Origin of the sequence: Streptomyces sp. NRRL F-5126 (assembly GCF_000721265.1) — a bacterium.
Lineage (GTDB): Bacteria > Actinomycetota > Actinomycetes > Streptomycetales > Streptomycetaceae > Streptomyces.
The window spans coordinates 143,814-158,872 of record NZ_JOFZ01000011.1 but is presented as its reverse complement, the minus strand read 5'-3'; the positions used below and the strand labels follow the sequence as shown (position 1 = coordinate 158,872).

Here is a 15,059-nt window from a genome sequence, read left to right as displayed (position 1 = left end):
GTCTCCCAGGGTTCGCGGGCAGATGGGGCACCCATCATCGCCCACCGGTCCGCGATACCTCACGGGCAACCCCCGCCTGCCTCGCGGCGTCCCACCACATCGACACCACCACCCACCCGCTCCACCGGCCGTACCGCCCGCCCCGTAGGTTGAACGGCGGCCCAACGGTGCGTGAAGAGACCATGGAGACGTCCGTATGCAGTACACAGCGCGCCCCACCGCCACCACCGGGGGACGCGTCAGGCCGCGGTGGTGGGCCGAGATACTGCTGCTCGCCGTGTTGTACATCGCGTACTCGGTGGGACGCCTCCTCGTGCGCGGCGACATACCCGGGGCCGTCCACCACGGCCTCGCGATACTCGGCTTCGAACAGCACCTGCACATCGACCCGGAACGCGCGCTCAACCGGGCCTTCACCCACTCGGCGGTGCTCGGCGTCCCCGCGGACTTCGCCTACGCGTCCCTGCACTACCTCGTCACCCCGGCCGTCCTGCTCTGGCTCTACCGCCGCAGGCCGGCCCACTACCGCAGGGCTCGCACGTGGCTGATGCTCTCCACGATGATCGGCCTCGTCGGCTTCACCCTGCTGCCCACGGCGCCGCCGCGCCTGCTCGGCCCGGCCGAGGGGTTCGCCGACACGATGGCCCACTTCAGCTCCTACGGGTGGTGGGGAGGCCAGGCGAGCGCACCGCGCGGCTTCGGCGACATGACCAACCAGTACGCGGCGATGCCGAGCCTGCACGTCGGATGGGCGCTGTGGTGCGGTGTGCTGCTGTGGCGGCACGCGCGTACGCCGTTCGTGCGGTGGCTCGGCGTCGCCTATCCGGCCGTCATCACGCTCGTCGTCGTGGGCACCGCGAACCACTACCTGCTGGACGCCGTCGCGGGCGTCGCGGTCATGGTCGTGGGGATGCTGCTCGCGGAGCCGCTGCGCGGGGCCATGAACCGTGTGCTCGGCGGCCAGCCGGCGGCGTCCGCGCCCCGGGGCACCACGATTGTCAGCGGTGGGTGCGAGACTTCCGCGGGTGAGCGATTCCCAAAGCAGCGGACGCGCGCCGGCGGTTCCTCCGCAGGCGCGAGACGAGGCGCCGCACGGCGCGGCGCCGGCGCCGAAGCGGGCGGCACTACGGCAGCGGCTCGCTGAGCTGCGCGGCCCCGAGGTGCCCGCGCGCCCGCTGGACGCGAGGGCGCTGGCCGCGCTCGCCGCGAACCCCGGGTGCAGGCGGCGCGCGCTGCTCGACGGCGCGGGCGTCGACAAGGGCGCGCTCGCCCAGGCCCTGGGCTCGCCCGCGCCCTTCGGCCAGTCGCAGTTCGCCTTCGCCCGGGGCAACGCGTTCGAGGCGCGCGTGAAGGCCGACGGCGGGCAGGAGTTGCTGCGGCTGGTCAAGGAGCACTTGGGCACCGCCGGCGCGGCGGCGGACGAGAGCGCACGCGTGCCCGACCTCTCCGCGGCGGGCCCCGAGGGGCGCGTGGCGCGTACGGCGCTGGCGCTGCGCGAGGCCACGCGCGACGGCGGCTGGACGCTGCTCGACCACCCGCTGCTCGCACTCGACGTGGCGGGCTCGCCCGCCTACCTGGAGCCGGACGCGGTGGTGGTCGGCCCGCAGGGTCGCTGGACGGTCGTGGAGATCAAGTCGTTCCCGATGCTCGACGGCTCGGCCGACGCGTCGAAGGTCGGCGGCGCGGCGCGCCAGTCGGCCGTGTACGTGCTGGCGCTTGAGCGGATCGCCGAGTGCACGGACGGCGCGAGCGTCGGCGACCGTGTACTGCTGGTGTGCCCGAAGGACTTCTCGAACCTGCCGACGGCCTCCGTCGTCGACGTGCGCAAGCAGCGGGCCGTCACGAGCCGCCAGCTGGCGCGGCTCGCGCGCGTCGAGGACATTGCGGCCGCGCTGCCCGAGGGCACCACGTTCGACGTGTCGGCGCGCGACGGCGAGCACTTGACGGCGGCGGTGGAGTCGGTGCCCGCCGCCTACGCGCCCGACTGCCTCGCCGCCTGCGAGCTGGCGTTCCACTGCAGGGCCAGGGCACGCACCCTGGGTGCGGTCGAATCGCTCGGCCGGAGCGTGCGGGGCGAGCTGGGCGGCCTGACCACCGTCGGCGAGGTGCTCGCGGCCGCGCACGGCGAGGCGGGTGACGCGTCGGATCCGGCGGTGGCCGCGCTGCGCAGGGCGGCCGTACTGCGCACGGAGGCCCTTCAGGACATGGCGGGCGCTTTGCGCGCGGAGGCGCGAGCGGGCACGGCGGCCGGGGCGCGTGCGGCGGCAGGCGCCGCTGAGGCGGGAGGCGCGCGCGAGGCTCCCGGGGAGGACGTCCCGCGCGAGGCTGCTGGCGTGGAGCAGGCGTCCGGCATGGGGGACCGCGCGGGCGAGGGGCCCGGCGGGCGGCACGGCGCGCGCGAGGCTCCGGGCGTGGAGCAGGAGCCCGGCGAGGCGCCGCCCGGCGCGAAGGGGGCCGCCCCGTGTCGCTGATCTCCACGCTGGCCAGGCTCGAAGCGGTCGCCGGCGGCCGCGCCGAGCCGCTCGCGACCGTGCGCCACCGCCACCTCGGTGACCGGCCCCTCGTCCTCGTGCCGCTGACCACGGCGGGCGAGGCCGGCGCGCCGCTCGGCGCGCTCGTCGGCACGGACAGGGACGCGCCCCGGCTGCTGACGGTGGCGCAGCCGCGCGACCGCGACCTGCGCTTCGCGTTCCTCGCCGAGCTCGCGGACGCCGTGCTGCCCGTCCTGGAGGCATACGCGGACGACGTGGAGGCGGCCGAGCGCACCGAGACCGACCCGGAGACGGGCAAGCGCGTCAAGGTCGAGACCGAGCTGTGCGCCGACGCGCCGCAGCTGATCGTGCCCAGCAGGCCTGGCATCGACTTCGTGCGTCTGCTCGGCCGGTCCATGCGGTTCCGCCGCACGGCGGAGGACGACCCGGACGCGCCCTACCCCGCGCCCCCGCGCGTGCCGCTGCTCGGCCGCTGGCTGACGCACTACGGCGAGCGCGCCCGCGTCCCCGGCTCCGCGCTGCTGCTCGCGATGACGGACCTGCTCGGCCGCCACTGGGCGAGCGGCCAGTCCAACCTGGAGGACCAGCACCTGGGCGCCCTGCTCGCGTGGATCGACCCCCCGGACGGGCTCACCGGCGCGCAGGCCGCACTGCGCGCCGAGACGGGCAGGGACGCGCGCGGGCAACTGCTGTGCCCGCCGGCCGGCCCGGCGACCGACCCGGCGTTCGACAACAGGCTGCTCGCGCCCGCCGTCGACCGCTACGACACGGCGCGCCGGCAGCTCGCCGCCGCCGAGGACGGCACGTACGCGGAGGAGCAGCTCGCCAGGGCGTCGGCCGCGGAGCGCGACATCCGCGCGCTGCTCGCCGACGTGCTGCGGCCCACGTGGGACGCGGTGTGGCGCGGCGTCGACCTGCTGCGCCAACTCCCGCCGGGCGCGCGCGTCGAGGAGCGGTGGACGGGGGACCGCTGGTCGTACACCGGGCACCGGGACCGGGTGCGCGCGGGCGAGCCGCCGCAGCCGCGCCGGGACGACGCGGTGACGGCCACGCGGAAACTCGCCTCGCGCGAGGCGGCGCAGACGCGCCTCGAAGCCGCCGAGGCGCTGGACGACCCGCTGGTACTCGCCGCGCACCGGCTGGCGGGCCAGGCGTTCGTCGGCGAGGTGACGGACGTCGTCCTCGAGTACAGCGAGGGCAAACGCCCTGCGCCACGCCCGCTGGTGACGGTGCGCAGCGACGACGGGCCCCGCCTCGCGGAGCGCGCGAAGGTGTACCGCTCGCTCGGCGGCAAACCGCAGACGGCGCTGTTCGTACGGTACGAGGCGGACGAGGTCGTGCTGCGGATCACGGACCGCATGGGCAGGGCCAAGGTGCCGGCCGAGGGATCGGTGCCGGAGAAGGGCGACGTGATCGCGTGGACGCTGTTCGAGCACGACGTGCGCGGCGGCCCGAAGCTGCCGGACCCGGAGGAGACGCCCTGGACGCACGGCGGCCCGCCCGAAACGGCCGCGCGCCCGGCGCTCCCAGAACCCGACCGGGTGACCGAGGAGGACTTCTTGTGAACCGTCCGGCTTCGCCCGCCCGTTCGCACAGGACATCGCGATGACGGGCCCCGCCGCCACCACCTCCACCGCGGGCGCGATCGCCGCCACCGACCCCGCCGCCGCTGCCGCGCGCGCCACCGGCGCCATCCTCCACGACACCCTGCACGGCGCCGCACGCGGCGTGGTCGTGGACTCCCCGCCGGGTGCCGGCAAGTCCACGCTCGTCGTGCGCGCCGCTCGCGAACTGGCCGCCGCGGGGCGGCCGCTGATGGTGGTCGCGCAGACCAACGCCCAGGTCGACGACCTGGTGCTGCGCCTCGCGGAGAAGGACCCCGAGCTGCCGGTCGGACGGCTGCACAGCAGCGACCCCGACGCCTACGACCCGGCCCTCGATGCCCTTGAACACGTGCGGAAGTCGTCGCGCGCCGCCGACCTGGCGGGCCTCGACGTCGTCGTCTCGACGGCCGCGAAGTGGGCGCATGTGCAAGGAGTCGAGCCCTGGGGCCACGCGATCGTCGACGAGGCCTACCAGATGCGTTCGGACGCGCTGCTCGCCGTCGCCGGGCTGTTCGAGCGTGCGCTGTTCGTCGGAGACCCGGGCCAGCTCGACCCGTTCAGCGTCGTCGGCGCCGAGCAGTGGGCGGGCCTCTCGTACGACCCGTCGGCGAGCGCGGTGTCCACGCTGCTCGCGCACAATCCGGAGCTGCCGCAGCACCGGCTGCCGGTGTCGTGGCGGCTGTCCGCCTCGGCGGCGCCCCTGGTGTCGGACGCGTTCTACCCGTACACGCCGTTCCGCAGCGGCACCGGCGCGGGCGAGCGCACCCTCGCGTTCGGCGTCGCGTCGGACGGATCGGGCACCGACCGGGTGCTCGACGAGGCGGCCGCGTCCGGCTGGGGCCTGCTCGAACTGCCCGCCCGCCGCACCCCGCGCACCGACCCAGAGGCGGTGCACGCGGTCGCGGGCGTGGTGCGCAGGCTGCTGGACCGCGGTTGCGTGGCGACGAGCGAACGCGCTGATGAGCCCGTGCCGGTGACGGCCGACCGCGTCGCCGTGGGGACGGCGCACCGCGACCAGGCGGCGGCCGTGCGCGCGGCGCTCGCGGAGCTCGGCGTGACGGGCGTCGCCGTGGACACGGCCAACCGCCTCCAGGGGCGGGAGTTCGACGTGACGGTCGTCCTGCACCCGCTGTCGGGCCGCCCCGACGCCACGGCGTTCCACCTGGAGACGGGCCGCCTGTGCGTCCTCACCTCCCGCCACCGGCACGCGTGCGTGGTGGTGTGCCGCGAGGGCGTGGCCGAGCTGCTCGACGACCATCCCTCGACGGAGCCCGTGCAGCTCGGTGTGAGCATCAAGTTCCCGGACGGCTGGGAGGCCAACCACGCGGTGCTCGCGCATCTGAGGGAGCACCGGGTCCCCGCGCCGTAGCGCCGGACGGCCGTCAGACCGGGCGGCCCGTGCCCGCGCCCGAGCGCGTGAGGAAGTCGCCCACGCCGCGCACGCGCCGCTGCGGCAGCAGCACCCGTGCCGTCGTCGTCACTATCCCCTGGACGCGGGACGAGCGGACGCCGGACGCGCAGGCCCCGTCGAGCAGGTCGAGCGCCGCGTGGCCCGCCGCGGCCGCCTCGTCCGGCGACCCCGAGTGCGCAAGCGCCATCGCGAGCTCCACGCGGTAGAGCGCCAGGTTGCGTGCGAAGTGCCCGTCCTGGATCGCCGTCGCCCGGTACGCGTGGCGCGCCGCCCTCGGCCAGTCGCCGAGGGCCGCGTGGCAGCGGGCCTCCTGCCAGGCCAGTTCGGGCGCGCCGAAGAAGGACATCCACTCGGGGTCGTCGTCGCACGTGCCGCGTTCGAAGAAGGCGTGCGCCCGCGCGAGGCAGCTCGCGGTCGCGCTCCGGTCGCCGAGCCCCGCCCGTCCCGCCGCCTCCCGCATCGAGAGCAGCGCGAGCAGGCGCGGAGACCCCAGCCGCTGCGCGGCCCTGCGGCCCGCCTGCGCGGCGCGTACCGCCTCGCGGTGGCTGCCGGCGTCGTGGGCGAGGAACGACATGTTGCAGAACGCGTGAGCCTCAAGCGCCGCGTCGTCGCCGACGCGCGCGGTGGCCAAGGCCTCCGCGTAGTGGGACCTCGCCTGGTCGAAGCGGCCCGAGTCGTGCGCCAGCCAGCCGACGGAGACGGACAGTTCGCCGGCGCCCGCGTGCAGCCGGTCCGACAGCGCGCGCTGCGCCACATGGCCCGAGTCGAGCAGCGCGTATGCGGCGCGCAGTGGTTCCGTGGCGCGCCGGAAGAGCCCGTCCGCGCCGTGCCGGTCGTCCAGCAGGCGGATCCTGCGCACCTCCTCCTCGACGGCGCGCACCTCGGGCTCGCCGATACGGCCGCCGATGCGGCCGCCGGCCTGGCCGCCCGCGCGTGCGCCGTCGCGGGGGCCGGGGACTCCCAGGGTCACGCACGCCACACCGGCGCTGCCGCTCGCCATGAACGCCCGACGCAGCATGTCGCCTTCCTCTTCCTCGGGCCCGCCGGCGCCGGGGGAGCCGCCCGCGTCGCGGGACGCGGTGCGGGCGGCCGCGCCCCTGCCCCGTACCGTCTCGCGCGCGAAGAAGCCCAGGTCGGCCAGGGACTTGCCGGGGAACATGTGCAGGAACACCCGTTCGTAGGCGTAGTTGGGGCAGCGGATCTCGCCCGACTCCACACGCCCCACGTAACGCGCGTCGCAGGCCACCTGCTCGCCGATGTCCCGGGCCGCTCTGCGCACCGCCGCCGCGAACTCCCGGGGAGAGCGCGAGCCCCGCATCCGCCGGAAGGCGGCGTTGGGGACTGCCGGTGACGTAGCCATGGCCGAGCCTCTCTTCGCGCGGGGCAAAAACGTACCCGCTGTGACGGGCCGCCCACACAGCGTTTGGCAACAAACGGGATATCTCACCCGGGATCTGCCATGAAGTGCCATCCTTTGCGGCGGCATGCCGCCGTAGCTGTTGACGCTCCGGTGCGTTGAACCCCCCGTAGGCGTGCGATGTGTCTCGCTCGACGACTCGGCGATTCGACGAGGAGGGTCTGCCTTGTTCGAGGTGGAGGTGGAGGTCGGCATGGAAGCCAGCCATGGGCCGCACACGACGACCGGCCGGCGGCCGGGGCAGGACACCGGCGCGGCGTGCGCCGCCGGCACGAGCGGAGCACGGTGGCCGGGCCTTCCGGGCCGAGGCGGCTCCACCGCGGAACAGGCCCCCGACCTCGTGACGGTCCCCGTGCGCCGGGGCCTCGAAGCCGTGGACATCCTGCGCCGCGGCGAGGACCCCGCGGTCGGTCCCGTCCTCCACGACGGCCCCTGCGACACGGTCGGCTTCCTCGTGCCGCCCGGCACCGCGGCGGCGTGGGACGTGCCGGGCAGCGCCTGCACCGGGACCGACGGGCGCGGGCTGCGCCTGCCGTCCGAGCCGCCCGCCGTCGGCGCGGGCTGGCTGCTGCCGCCCGGGGCCACCGACGGTCCCGTCACCGACCCCGCACGGTTGCGCCAGGCGCTCGACGAGGCCGCGCGCACCATCGAGGCGGCCGACAGTCACAGCTGAGGCGGCAGCCACGGCCGACCGGGGCCTCCGCCTCCGCGATAATGAGGCCGTGGCCAGGAATGCACGCAGGGCGAGCCGCCCGTCCAAGGGTGACCCGCTCGACAGGGACGCCCCGCCCGCGAGGGAGAGCGTCGGCGGCGGCACGGCCGAACTCGTGCCCGACCGCGAACGCCCTCACGCCTGGACGCTGCTGCTCGACCGCGCGCCCCAGTCGCACGTCGACCTCGCCGAACCCGGCCACCTGGACTTCGCCTACCAGCGCAGGCTCGGCCACGCCGTGGACCTGCTCGCCCCCGCGCGGCAGCCGCTGCGCGTGCTGCACCTCGGCGGCGGCGCCTTCACCCTGGCCCGCTACGTCGCCGCGACCAGACCCAGGTCGACCCAGCAGGTGATCGAGGCCGACGGCGTGCTCGTCGCCTTCGTCAGGGCCCACCTTCCGCTCGACCCCGCCGCCCGCGTCAAGGTGCGCACGGCCGACGCCCGCGAAGGGCTCGCGAAAATCAGGGACGGCTGGGCCGACCTCGTGATCGCGGACGTCTTCTCCGGCGCCCGCACTCCGGCCCACCTCACCTCGGCCGAGTTCCTGGCCGAGGTGCGGCGCGTGCTCGCGCCGGGCGGCTGGTACGCGGCGAACGTGGCGGACGGGCCGCCGCTCGCCCACCTGCGCGGCCAGATCGCCACGGCGGCCTCGGCGTTCGCGCACCTCGCGCTCGCCGCCGACCCGGCCGTCCTGCGGGGCAGGCGCTTCGGCAACGCGGTGCTGTTCGCCTCGGACGCCGCCCTGCCGGTCGCCGAGCTGACGCGCCGCGTCGCGACGGACCCGCACGCGGGACGGGTCGAACACGGACGCGACCTCGCGGACTTCACCGGTGGCGCCGCGGTCGTACGGGACGCGGACGCGAAGCCGTCGCCCGTGCCGCCGCCCGGCACGTTCGACTGAAGTACCGACAGAACCCGGGCGGCCGGGCTACCGGCTGTCGAACGCCACCGCCGGCGCATGGCCGTTCCAGGTGTAGAACACCGACGACTCCCGCTGTCCCTTCGTGAACGTCACGCGCACCCACTCGGGCTGCGCCCACGTCTGCATCCGCCACCCCGCGTCGGGCGTCGCCGACACCAGCGACGCCGAGTCCGCGCCGACGTCGAAGACCGCCCGGCCGCCCGCGATCTCGTAGCTCTTCACCGTGCCCGAGGCCCGCATGCCCGTCGCCGAGGGGGAGGCCGCCGACGAGGAGGGCGACGGCTTGCGCGACGGGCCGGACGCGTGGCGGTCCGGGGCGTGCGAGCCGGAGGGCGTGGCCGACGGGGAGCGCGGCCGCCGCGTCGCCGGGACGAGTGGCGGCGGTGACGGCGCGGGCGACGTGGCGCCCGCGGCGATCGGCACGGCGCGCGGCGGATCGTATGCGGTGCCGGCCATCACGGAGTGCACGCCCCACCACGACAGCGTGACCGCCGCGCCCGTGGCGAGCGACCACGCGACGACGGGGACGAGTGCCTGGCGCATCACCGACATGGTGCACCACCCGCGTACCACCTGTCTCACCCGGACGGCGTACCGATGGCGTACGGTGCGGGCCATGGCACGAGTGCTCGTGGTCGAGGACGACCAGTTTGTGCGGTCCGCGCTGATCCGGCACCTGACCGAGGCGGCCCACACCGTGCGCAGCGTGGGCACCGCGCTCGAAGCCCTGCGCGAGGTCGCGCACTTCACGTTCGATGTCGTCGTCCTCGACCTCGGCCTGCCCGACCTGGACGGATCCGAGGCGCTCAAGATGCTGCGCGGCATCACCGAGGTGCCGGTGATCGTCGCCACCGCGCGCGACGACGAGGCGGAGATCGTCCGGCTGCTGAACGCGGGCGCCGACGACTACCTCACCAAGCCGTTCTCGGTGGAGGTGCTGGCCGCCCGCATGGCGGCCGTGCTGCGCCGCTCCCGCGTCTCGCCGGCGGGCGAGGCGCCGCAGGACAGTGCCGTCGAGGTGGGCGGCCTCCGCGTCGACCCGTTGCGCCGCCGCGCGACCCTGGACGGCACCGAACTCGACCTCACGCGACGCGAGTTCGACCTCCTCGCCTTCCTCGCGGGGCGACCGGGCGTCGTGGTGGCGCGCAGGGAGCTGCTGGCCGAGGTGTGGCAGCAGTCCTACGGCGACGACCAGACCATCGACGTCCACCTGTCGTGGCTGCGGCGCAAGCTCGGGGAGACCGCGGCACGGCCGCGCTACCTGCACACGCTGCGCGGGGTCGGCGTGAAGCTGGAACCGCCGCTGCCGGGTGCCGCCGCCCGATGAGGTGGGCACTGGTCAAGGTGGTGCTCGCGGTGAGCGTGATGGTGGTGCTCGCGTTCGCCGTACCGCTCGGCCTCGTCGTCAGGGAGATGGCCAGGGATCGCGTGTTCACCAACGCGGAGCGGCAGGCGGCGACCCTCGGGCCCGCCCTCGCCATCACCACCGACCGGGACAGGCTGGAGCGCGCCGTGCTCTCCACGCAGGCCGGGTCCGACGGCCGCATGGCCGTCCACGTGCCCGGCGCGCGCGGGATGTCAGGCTTCGAACTCGGCACGGGCAGGGCCGCGGCGGGCGACGTCCGCACCGTCGAACGGGTGGGCCGTGCCTCCATCTCCCCGGTGCGCGGCGGGTTCGCCCTGCTCCAGCCGACCGCGCTGTCCACGGGCGTCACCGCGGTCGTGGAGGTCTACGTGCCTGAGGCCGACGTCACCCGGGGTGTGGCCACGGCGTGGCTGGTGCTCGCCGGGGTGGGCTGCGCGCTCGTGGCGGGCTCCGTGGCCTTCGCCGACCGGCTCGGCCGCCGCACGGTGCAGCCCGCCAGGCGGCTCGCGGGCGCGGCCCAGGCGCTCGGCGAGGGTGCGCTGGGCGCGCGCGTGCCCGAGGAGGGGCCGCCTGAACTGCGCTCGGCGGCCGCCGCGTTCAACGCCATGGCGGACCAGGTCGTCCAGCTGCTCGATGCCGAGCGCGAGTTCGCGGCGGACCTCTCGCACCGGCTGCGCACGCCCTTGACGGTGCTGCGCCTCAACGCGGCGTCCCTGGGCGAGGGACCAGCGGCGGAGCAGACCAGGCAGGCCGTCGCCCAGCTGGAGCGCGAGGTCGACACCGTCATCAGGACGGCGCGCGAGGCGAAGCCGCGTACGGCCGCCACGAGGGCGGTGACCGGCTGCGACGCGAGCGAGGTCGTGCGGGAGCGCATGGACTTCTGGTCGGCGCTCGCCGAGGACGAGAGCCGCACCGTGCGGGTCGCGGGCGTGGACGAGCCCGCGCGCGTACCCGTCGCGCGCGCCGATCTTGTGGCCGCGCTGGACGCGCTGCTCGGCAACGTCTTCCGCCACACACCCGAGGGCACGTCCTTCGCGGTCGACGTGCACCGGGCGCGTGACGCGGTGATCGTGCTGGTCTCCGACGCGGGGCCCGGCATCCAGGACCCCGGCGCCGCGCTGGCACGCGGCAACAGCGGTGGCCGCGACGGCTCCACGGGCCTCGGCCTCGACATCGCCCGCAGGGCCGCCGAGTCCACGGGCGGCGACGTGCGGGTCGGGCGCTCGGTGCTCGGCGGCACGGAGATCAGGCTCTGGCTCGGCCTCGGGACGGACCGGGGCAGCGGCGCGGGGCCGGGCGGCCGCCGGCGCGGCGTGCGCGGCCTGGGTGGCCTGCGCGGCGTGCGCGACATGAGCCGAAAAGGTCATCGGCGAAACCGCGGCGGTCGCACACGGTCGTCCGCTTAACGCCTTCCGATCCGGTCCTTAACGCAGTCCTAAGGGACACAGGGGGCCGTCCGATACATCCGGTTCGCCCGCAGCGCGACGGCTAGCGTGAGCGGTGCGCCCGGCCGGCGGGCGGCCCCGGCGGCCCCCTCGTCCGTCGGCCGACCCCACCGGCCGACCACGGGCGCCCCGGCCCGACTACTTCCCCCCACCGGGCCGGGGCGCCAACTTCCCCCGCCTGCCGGGCCGTCGGATCAGGCGGGTCCCGGCAGGCCGTTCGCGCGGATCACGTCCGCGTACCAGTGGGCGCTGGCCTTGGGGATGCGCCGCTGGGTCGCATAGTCCACGTACACCGCGCCGAAGCGCTTCGAATAGCCGTACGCCCACTCGAAGTTGTCCAGCAGCGACCAGAGGAAGTAACCGCGTACGTCCGCGCCCGCGTCCATCGCCCTGCGCACCGCGGCCAGATGGCCGTGCAGGTAGGCGATGCGCTCCGGGTCCTCCACCCGTCCCTCGGGCGAGACGTAGTCGTCGAAGGCCGCGCCGTTCTCCGTCACCATCAGCGGCAGGCCCGGGTGCTCCCGGTGCAGCCCCACCAGCAGCTCGTACAGGCCGTCGGGGTCGATCGCCCAGTCCATCGCCGTGCGGCCGAGGTTCTCCGGAAGGTGGAAGACGACGTCCTCCGAGCCCGTCCACGGCGAGTGGTCACTCGCGCCGTGTCCGCCGTGGAAGCGCTCGCGGCCGGTGTCCGAGGCCTCGGGCGCGGAGACGACGGTCGGTGTGTAGTAGTTCACGCCGAGCAGGTCGATGGGGCGCGAGATGGCGGCGAGGTCCCCGTCACGCACCAACTCCCCCCAGTCCACGACGCGTGCGGTGTCCGCGAGCAGGTCCTGCGGGTAGGCGCCGTCCAGCACGGGCCCGGTGAAGACGCGGTTGCCGACGGCGTCGATCCTGCGCGCCGCCTCCGCGTCGGCGGCGCTGCCGGTGAGCGGGCGCACCTGGTGCAGGTTGAGCGTGAGAGACAGCCGCGCGTCCGAGGGCAGCGTGTCGCGCAGCACCTCGACGGCCCTGCCGTGGGCCAGGTTGAGGTGGTGCGCGGCGCGCAGCGAGGCGGTCGGGTCGGTGCGGCCAGGCGCGTGCACGCCCGAGCCGTAGCCGAGGAACGCCGAGCACCACGGCTCGTTCATCGTGGTCCACATCGGCACCCGGTCGCCGATCGCCCCCGCCATGATGGCGGCGTAGTCGGCGAAGCGCTCAGCGGTGGTACGGGTCGGCCAGCCGCCCGCGTCCTCCAGGTCCTGCGGCAGGTCCCAGTGGTAGAGGGTGGCGACGGGCGTGATGCCCGCGGCCAGCAGCTCGTCCGTCAGGCGGCGGTAGAAGTCGAGGCCGCGCTCGACGGCGGGGCCGCGCCCCGTGGGCTGCACGCGCGTCCAGGAGACGGAGAACCGGTAGGCGGTCAGGCCGAGTTCGCGCATCAGCGCGATGTCGTCGCGGAAGCGGTGGTAGTGGTCGGCGGCGATGTCGCCGGTGTCGCCGTTGCGTACCCGGCCCGGGGTGTGGGCGAAGGTGTCCCAGATGGACGGTGTGCGGCCGTCCTCGGTGGCCGCGCCCTCCACCTGGTAGGCGGCGGTTGCCGCGCCCCAGGCGAATCCGGTGGGGAAGGGCGCCGTTGCGGCGGTGTCTCCGGCGGCGGCCGTGGCGGTGCGGGGACGGACACCGGTCTCCGGTTGCAGTGCGGTCATGTCGGGAGCGCTCCCATGCGAGGCTGGTCGGGACGGGGGGTGCGAGGCGGGGGCGGGCGGAGTGCGGCCGCCGATGACGGCCTGTCACCGGCGGCCGTCCGGTCATCCCTTGACGGCGCCGGACATGATGCCGCCGACGATCTGCTTGCCGAAGAGCACGAAGACGACGAGCAGCGGCAGGGCGCTGATCAGGGCGCCGGCCATCACGATGGACTGGTCGGGCGTGTACGACGCGCTCAGCTGGCCGAGCGCGACCTGGAGGGTGGGGTTCTGCTGGTTGAGCGCGAGGTACGGCCAGAAGAAGTCGTTCCACGCCTGGACGAACGTCAGCATGCCGAGCACCATCATCGCGGGCCTGGCGACCGGCAGGACGATGCTGTACACGATGCGGAAGTTGTTGGCGCCGTCGACCTTGGCCGCCTCGATCAGCTCGTACGGCAGCGCTTCGAGCAGGTACTGCCGCATGAAGAACACACCGAACGCGGACACCAGCGTCGGGAAGATCACCGACTCCAGGTGCCCGCCCCAGCCGATGTCGGACATCATCATGAACAGCGGCACGACGCTGAGCTGCGGCGGGATCGTGAGGGTGGCGATGACGGCGGTCATCAGCCAGTTCCTGCCGCGGAAGCGCATCTTGGCGAACGAGTAGCCCGCCAGGGTGCAGAAGAAAAGGGTGGCCGCGGTGATGCAGCCGGACACCACGATGGTGTTGAGGATCGCCTTGCCGAGGTGGGCCTGCTGCCACGCGGCCGACAGGTTGTGGAAGAGACGCCCGCCGGGGATGAGTGGCGGGGTCGCCGCGAGCACGTCGTTCTGCGTGTGCGAGGCCGCGACGAGCGTCCAGTACAGCGGCAGGATCGAGAGGATCCCGGCGATGACGAGGACGACGTACGTGACGGGGCCGGCGTGCAGTTGGCGTCCCGCGCCGACACGGAGCCGGCCGCGTGCGGTGCGGGCGGCGGGGCTTGTGGTGGTCATGGCGGAGGACTCCCTCAGGCGGCGGACTTGCGAACGAGACGGCCGACGAGCAGGTTGATGCCGGCGATGATCAGCAACAGGGCGAGCATGGCCCAGGCGACCGCCGCGGCGGGTCCCAGGTGCCCGAGTCCCCAGCCGTAGTGGTAGAGGTACACGCTGAGCGTCTCGTACTGGTTCTGGTTGCCGCCGGTGGCGCCGTTGGAGCCGCCCTCGAGCAGCAGCGGTTCACCGAACAGCTGCATGGCGCCGATCGTGGAGATCACGATGGTGAACAGGATCGTGGGCCGCAGGGACGGGATCGTCACCTTGCGGAACTGCTGCCAGCGGGACGCGCCGTCGATCGCGGCGGCCTCGTAGAGGTCGGTGGGCACGGCCTGCATGGCGGCGAGGTAGATCAGTGTGTTGTAGCCGGTCCAGCGCCAGATGACGATGGCGGAGATCGCGATCTTGGAGGTCCACTGGCCGTTGGCCCAGTTGGTGTGGCCGAGACCGATGAAGTGCAGCACCCAGTTGAGGATGCCGCCGTCGGCGCGGAAGACGAGCGCGAAGACGAGCGCGGCCGACGCCACCGACGTGGCGTACGGGGTGAGGATGAGCGTCCGGAAGAACGTGCTCGCCCGCAGCTTGTAGTTGAGGAGGTGGGCGAGCCCCAGCGCCATCAGGAGCTGGGGGACGGTCGAGATGACCCCGATGATGAAGGTGTTGGCGACCGAGGTCCAGAACTCGGAGTCGTGCAGGATGGTGTCGAAGTTGCCCCAGCCCACCCAGGTCATCTGGTCGAGCCCCGTCATCTCGACGTGGTGCAGGGCGATCCAGCCGGTGTAGACGAGGGGGAAGAGGCCGAAGGCGCCGAAGACGAGGAAGAACGGCGCGATGTACGCGTACGGCGATGCCTTGTCGTCGAACCGCCACAGCCGGCTGCGCCATGTCCCGCGGCCTGCTGCCGCGCGCGGGGGAGCGGGCCGGCGGGGCGGCGGGATCTGCGCGTCCCGGGTGGGTGTCGAGGTGGCCACGGTCGGAGTCCTTG

The 15,059-nt window shown here is 74.5% G+C and carries 13 protein-coding genes; 8 read left to right on the top strand and 5 right to left on the bottom strand.

The features are described 5' to 3' along the window. Nucleotides 1-196 precede the first annotated feature (196 nt). From IH48_RS35215 to IH48_RS0124000, 4 genes are read left to right on the top strand one after another with little or no spacing between them, the layout of a single operon-like run. Nucleotides 197-1,144 carry a phosphatase PAP2 family protein gene (locus tag IH48_RS35215; protein ID WP_037843085.1) on the top strand — a complete coding sequence of 316 codons (948 nt, stop codon included), beginning with the start codon at nt 197-199 and terminating at the stop codon, nt 1,142-1,144. Then, nucleotides 1,026-2,471: a hypothetical protein gene (locus tag IH48_RS0124010; RefSeq protein WP_234434365.1), complete on the top strand. Its 1,446-nt coding sequence runs from the start codon at nt 1,026-1,028 to the stop codon at nt 2,469-2,471. The genes IH48_RS35215 and IH48_RS0124010 overlap by 119 nt, the downstream gene beginning before the upstream one ends. Next, nucleotides 2,462-4,057, top strand: coding sequence for a hypothetical protein (locus tag IH48_RS0124005; protein ID WP_030908353.1), 1,596 nt, complete (start codon nt 2,462-2,464; stop codon nt 4,055-4,057). Before IH48_RS0124010 ends, IH48_RS0124005 begins: the two co-directional genes overlap by 10 nt. A gap of 40 nt (nt 4,058-4,097) precedes the next feature. Further along, nucleotides 4,098-5,465 carry an AAA domain-containing protein gene (locus IH48_RS0124000; protein WP_051840466.1) on the top strand — a complete coding sequence of 456 codons (1,368 nt, stop codon included), beginning with the start codon at nt 4,098-4,100 and terminating at the stop codon, nt 5,463-5,465. A gap of 13 nt (nt 5,466-5,478) precedes the next feature. On the opposite strand, the gene IH48_RS0123995 is transcribed toward IH48_RS0124000, so the two are convergent. Then, the gene (locus tag IH48_RS0123995) at nt 5,479-6,867 is read right to left on the bottom strand and encodes a hypothetical protein (protein ID WP_030908344.1); all 1,389 of its coding nucleotides are present in this window, start codon (nt 6,865-6,867) and stop codon (nt 5,479-5,481) included. A 250-nt stretch (nt 6,868-7,117) separates the two neighbouring features. On the opposite strand from IH48_RS0123995, the gene IH48_RS0123990 reads away from it, so the two are divergent. Together IH48_RS0123990 and IH48_RS0123985 are read left to right on the top strand one after the other, a co-directional pair. After that, nucleotides 7,118-7,597, top strand: a complete 480-nt coding sequence (locus IH48_RS0123990) for a hypothetical protein (protein ID WP_420705536.1) — start codon at nt 7,118-7,120, stop codon at nt 7,595-7,597. Nucleotides 7,598-7,646: 49 nt separating this feature from the next. After that, a complete protein-coding gene (locus IH48_RS0123985; RefSeq protein ID WP_030908339.1) occupies nt 7,647-8,537 on the top strand; it encodes a fused MFS/spermidine synthase in 891 nt (296 codons plus the stop codon). A 27-nt stretch (nt 8,538-8,564) separates the two neighbouring features. On the opposite strand, the gene IH48_RS0123980 is transcribed toward IH48_RS0123985, so the two are convergent. After that, nucleotides 8,565-9,101, bottom strand: a complete 537-nt coding sequence (locus tag IH48_RS0123980) for a hypothetical protein (protein WP_030908335.1) — start codon at nt 9,099-9,101, stop codon at nt 8,565-8,567. A 73-nt stretch (nt 9,102-9,174) separates the two neighbouring features. Here IH48_RS0123980 and IH48_RS0123975 point away from each other — a divergent pair, with 73 nt between their 5' ends. Together IH48_RS0123975 and IH48_RS0123970 are read left to right on the top strand one after the other, a co-directional pair. Next, entirely contained in the window at nt 9,175-9,885 is a 711-nt protein-coding gene (locus IH48_RS0123975; RefSeq protein WP_030908331.1) for a response regulator transcription factor, read from the top strand. Beyond that, entirely contained in the window at nt 9,882-11,330 is a 1,449-nt protein-coding gene (locus IH48_RS0123970) for a sensor histidine kinase (RefSeq protein ID WP_030908329.1), read from the top strand. Before IH48_RS0123975 ends, IH48_RS0123970 begins: the two co-directional genes overlap by 4 nt. Before the next feature lie 233 nt (nt 11,331-11,563). Here the strand turns inward: IH48_RS0123970 and IH48_RS0123965 are convergent, their stop codons facing one another. The 3 genes from IH48_RS0123965 to IH48_RS0123955 all read right to left on the bottom strand — a co-directional run bounded on the left by IH48_RS0123965 (nt 11,564) and on the right by IH48_RS0123955 (nt 15,045). After that, nucleotides 11,564-13,051 (bottom strand): GH1 family beta-glucosidase, encoded by a 1,488-nt coding sequence (locus IH48_RS0123965; RefSeq protein ID WP_030908326.1) that lies wholly within the window; start codon nt 13,049-13,051, stop codon nt 11,564-11,566. A 102-nt stretch (nt 13,052-13,153) separates the two neighbouring features. Further along, nucleotides 13,154-14,032, bottom strand: coding sequence for a carbohydrate ABC transporter permease (locus IH48_RS0123960; RefSeq protein WP_051840464.1), 879 nt, complete (start codon nt 14,030-14,032; stop codon nt 13,154-13,156). A 14-nt stretch (nt 14,033-14,046) separates the two neighbouring features. Then, nucleotides 14,047-15,045 carry a carbohydrate ABC transporter permease gene (locus IH48_RS0123955; RefSeq protein WP_030908320.1) on the bottom strand — a complete coding sequence of 333 codons (999 nt, stop codon included), beginning with the start codon at nt 15,043-15,045 and terminating at the stop codon, nt 14,047-14,049. Nucleotides 15,046-15,059 lie beyond the last annotated feature (14 nt).